4 protein-coding genes are annotated in these 3,901 nt (G+C 73.0%); all 4 read right to left on the bottom strand.

Annotated elements, in window-relative coordinates; all coding sequences use genetic code 11:
• Positions 1-9 precede the first annotated feature (9 nt).
• Positions 10-231 (bottom strand): hypothetical protein, encoded by a 222-nt coding sequence (locus tag I59_RS06730; RefSeq protein WP_022903214.1) that lies wholly within the window; start codon positions 229-231, stop codon positions 10-12.
• Positions 232-393: 162 nt separating this feature from the next.
• Complete coding sequence (locus tag I59_RS06725; RefSeq protein WP_031273184.1) at positions 394-1,251, bottom strand: phosphate ABC transporter ATP-binding protein; 858 nt, start codon at positions 1,249-1,251, stop codon at positions 394-396.
• 14 nt (positions 1,252-1,265) lie between these two features.
• Positions 1,266-2,276, bottom strand: a complete 1,011-nt coding sequence (locus I59_RS06720) for a sortase (RefSeq protein ID WP_022903212.1) — start codon at positions 2,274-2,276, stop codon at positions 1,266-1,268.
• An 86-nt stretch (positions 2,277-2,362) separates the two neighbouring features.
• The coding region (locus tag I59_RS06715) for an Ig-like domain-containing protein (protein ID WP_022903211.1) at positions 2,363-3,901 on the bottom strand (1,539 nt) is incomplete at its 5' end.

The following is a 3,901-nucleotide window of genomic DNA, read 5'->3' as shown; positions in this document are numbered from 1 at the left end:
CGGCCACGGTCAGGCCCGCGGGCGGAACACCGCGATCGGCGGGCCGTCGTCCCCTGCGTCGTGCGTCTCGTCCGTGGCGACCCACGTCCGTCCGTCGTGCTCCACCGTCGCGGGCAGCTCGCCCCGGACGAGGATGCGCACGGCCGGTTCGTCGCCGTCGACCAGGTCGATGCCGAACGCGTCCGGCTCCTCGGCCCCGGCCGGCGGGTTGTCCCTCACGAAGGCGCTCATGCCACCAGCAAACCCGGCATCGCCGGGAATCCGCCGCATCGGCGGGAGCGGGCAGGCCCGGAGGTGCGCGCGGCCGGACGCGAGCAGGTCCGACGCGAGCACGGCCGGACGGGAGGCGCGGGGCGGGCCCGCACCGCGCCTCCCGTCCGACCGTGGCGGCCCCTACCCGAAGCGACCGTTCACGTAGTCCGCGGTCCGCGGGTCCTGGGGCGTCTCGAACATGGCGGCGGTGGGCCCGTGCTCCACGATCGCCCCGGGCGTCCCCGCCTCGGCGAGGAAGAACGCGCACCGGTCCGACACCCGCTGCGCCTGCTGCATGTTGTGGGTGACGATGACGATCGTGACCTCGGCGGCGAGCTCCGTGATCGTCTGCTCGATGCGCCGGGTCGAGGTCGGGTCGAGCGCCGAGCACGGCTCGTCCATGAGGAGCACGCGGGGCCGCACGGCGAGCGACCGGGCGATGCAGAGGCGCTGCTGCTGACCGCCGGACAGGCCGCCGCCGGGCTGACGGAGGCGGTCCTTGACCTCCTTCCAGAGCCCGGCCTTCGTCAGCGTCTCCTCGACGAGGTCGACCTTCGCCGCCTTGTCGAGGCGGACGCCGGTGAGGGCGAGCCCCGCGAGGACGTTGTCCTGGATGCTCATCGCCGGGAACGGGTTGGGCTTCTGGAACACCATGCCGATCTGGCGGCGCGCCTCGGTGATCCGACGGGACGCGTCGTAGATGTCGACGTCGTCGAGGAGGACCTCGCCAGCGAGCGACGCGGACGGCACGAGCTCGTGCATGCGGTTCAGGGTCCGGAGGAAGGTGCTCTTGCCGCACCCGGACGGCCCGATGAGCGCGGTGACCTCGCCGGCGGGCATGGTCAGGGACACCCGGTCGAGGACCTTGTGGTCGCCGAACCAGGCGGACACGGACCGGGCGTCGAGCGTCGCGGGCGCGACCGCGGGGCCGGGCCGGTCGGGGGTGCTGTCCCCGAACCAACTGTCGAACTCGGCGAGGAGGGTTTCGGTGTCGGTCATGGTCTTCTCTTCGGTCACATCAGGTTGGGGAGGAGGACGGTGAGCTGGGACGCGGCGGACAACCCGATCGCGAGGACCACGGGCACCGCCACGACGAGGGTCTGCCGGCGGCCCCAGAACCGCATGCCGACGGCGAACAGCGCGACCATCGCGGCGAGAACGACGAGCCCGAGGACGAGGAACGGCCACACCGAGCCGTCGCCGGCCATCGTGAGCTCCTCGGGCGCGAGCGAGGAGTACCCGATCGCGGGCGTCGGGGTCACGGCTGCCTTCGAGACGAGTTCGGCGTCGACCCGGACGATCGAGTCGGGCAGGAACGGCAGCCCTGCGCCGGACACGAGGGTGAGGCGGCCGTCACCGGCGCCGAGGGGCGCGGGGACGTGGTCGCCGGACCGGCGGACGTCGACGACGCGGTACTCCGCGGTGCCCTGGCCGGTCGTGGCCGTGATGACGGCGCCGGTGCGGAGCTGGTCGATCCGGCCGAAGGGTCCGCCGTACGCCGTCTGACGGCCGTACACGACGCTGGCGCCGACCTGCCCGGGCAGCGGGGTGTCGCGGCGGTGACCCGGTCCGGAGCGGGTGACGTCGGACGTCGTGCCCTGCAGCACGACGGTGTCGAGCCCGAGCGCCGGGACGCGGACGATCGCGACCGGGGTGCCGTCGGGGACGAGTCGGCCGTCCGTGCCCGTCTGGCCGACCGGGGCGGTGGCGTTCGCGAGCTGGTAGCGGAAGGCGTCGAGCGCGAGCTGCTGGTCACGGGCGTACGAGATCTGCGAGACGCCGGTGAACTGCAGCGCGAAGCCGACCAGGAGGAGCCCGAGCACGACGACCGCGGACCCGCCGAAGCGCCACCGGTCGGGTTCGCCGAGGGTCGGGATCGCTCGGGCGGCCGGGCCGGCGGATTCTTGGGACCAGCCGCTGACCGTGCGCGCGGGTCCCCGGGTCCGGCTGCGCCCTCGGCCAGGCTCGGCGCGGCGCGGGGGCCACCAGGAGGGTCGGGGCAGCCAGGAGGTCGAGCTCGTCATCGGTCCGTCCGTCGGGGTGTTCGTGGGGGTGCTCGGGGTGCGGGGAGGTCCGGCCGGCCCGTGCGGGCCGGCCGGACGGGGTGGGACTAGCGGGTGATCTTGGCGGTCGCCGAGGTCGAGCCGGCCTTCCACAGCGAGTCACCGCTGTAGGAGACGGTCAGCTTGTGCGTGCCCGCCGAGAGCCGCGGCAGCGTCACGGTCGCCTTGCCCTTGGTCAGCGTGACCGTGGTCAGCGTCTTGCTGCCCTCCTTCACGGTGACCTTGCCGGTCGGGGTCGCGCCCGCACCGCTCACCGAGACGGAGAACTTCGCGTGGCTCTTCGCCGAGACGGACTTCACCGAACCGGCCTTCACCGTCGGGGCGCCCTTGGCGACCGTGGCGCTCACGGCCGAGCTCGACACGGTGCTGCCACCGGTCGACGCGGGCACGTAGGAGGCGACGAACTTGTAGGAAGCGTGCTTCGGGACGAACGAGATCGTCGCGCTGGTGCGACCGGCGGCCACCTTCGCGGTACCGACCGTCTCCGTGCCGTTCTTCAGCGTGACGGTGCCGCCGGCTGCGTCACCGTTGCCGATCGTGACGGTCGCCTTCGCGGTCGTGCCGACGGTGAGCTTCGGCACCGAGACGGCGACCGTGGTCGCGGCGGACACGGCGACGTTCGACGCACCCGAGGTGCTCGAGGCGACACCGGCGAGGGCGGGGATGAACTGCGCCGTGACCGACGACGTGCCGACCGGCAGGGTCACCGGGGCGGTGACGCTCTTGGCGCCCTTCGCGATGGTGCCGGTCCCGACGACCGTGGAGCCCGTGAGGAAGCGGACGGAGCCGCCACCGGTGCCGAACGACTCGACCGACGCGGTCGCGTCGACGGGCTTGCCGGCGGTCGCGGTCGCGGGCACCGAGAGGGTCGTCGTGCTCAGCGACGGAGCGTAGGCGCGGAGCTGGGCGTAGCCGCAGGTCGTCGCCGCGCTCGTCGCGGGCTCGGGCAGGAACCCGTAGGCCGCGATGGTCGCGGTCTGCTTGCAGACGAGCGAGTCCTTGCCGACGAAGGTCTTCGCGATGGCGCTCGAGGGGTTGTCGGCGAGGCGCGACGGCACGATGTTGTAGACGTCGCGGACGAAGCCGGCGTACGCGGGGTTCGTCGCGTAGGCCGTGCCGCTGCCGGTGGTGGCGGCGGTCTGCGCGCCGTCGGCCTTGCTGAGCGCGGCGAGCTGGACGCCGTGGCGGCGGTCGGTGACCGTGCCGACGCCGTTCGCCTGCGCCACCCACTGGCTCACCGAGAACGGGGCGATCGCGAGGGTCGACTGCGTGGTCTGGTTGACGATCGCGGTGCCGTCGTGCTCCTCGATCGGCTTGCCGCCGTCGGTGTCGGAGACGAAGGGGTTCGTGCTCGTGAAGCCGGAGGCATCGGTCAGGCCGAGCTGGCCGAGGAAGTAGCTGCGGGTGCCCGAACCGAACTTCGGCAGGAGCGGCTGCAGCTGGTACGCGGTCGTGCCGTCGGGACCGGTGGCGTCCGAGCCCACGGAGTTGTACGTGCCGTCGGCGTTGAAGTAGGCGTGCGTCACGTCGCCGCGGTACACGTTCCACAGCGTCGGCGCGTTCTTCGCCTGGGTGCCGTCACCGAT

Source organism: Curtobacterium sp. B8, assembly GCF_000333315.1.
Taxonomy (GTDB): Bacteria; Actinomycetota; Actinomycetes; order Actinomycetales; family Microbacteriaceae; genus Curtobacterium; species Curtobacterium luteum.
The sequence above is the reverse complement of the archived record's forward strand: the minus strand, read 5'-3'. Positions and strand labels throughout refer to the sequence as shown.

Bases quoted from the DNA above. Each gene is read 5' to 3' on its own strand.
- I59_RS06725 (WP_031273184.1), bottom strand. From the start codon at position 1,251: ATGACCGACACCGAAACCCTCCTCGCCGAGTTCGACAGTTGGTTCGGG.
- I59_RS06730 (WP_022903214.1), bottom strand. From the start codon at position 231: ATGAGCGCCTTCGTGAGGGACAACCCGCCGGCCGGGGCCGAGGAGCCG.
- I59_RS06720 (WP_022903212.1), bottom strand. From the start codon at position 2,276: ATGACGAGCTCGACCTCCTGGCTGCCCCGACCCTCCTGGTGGCCCCCG.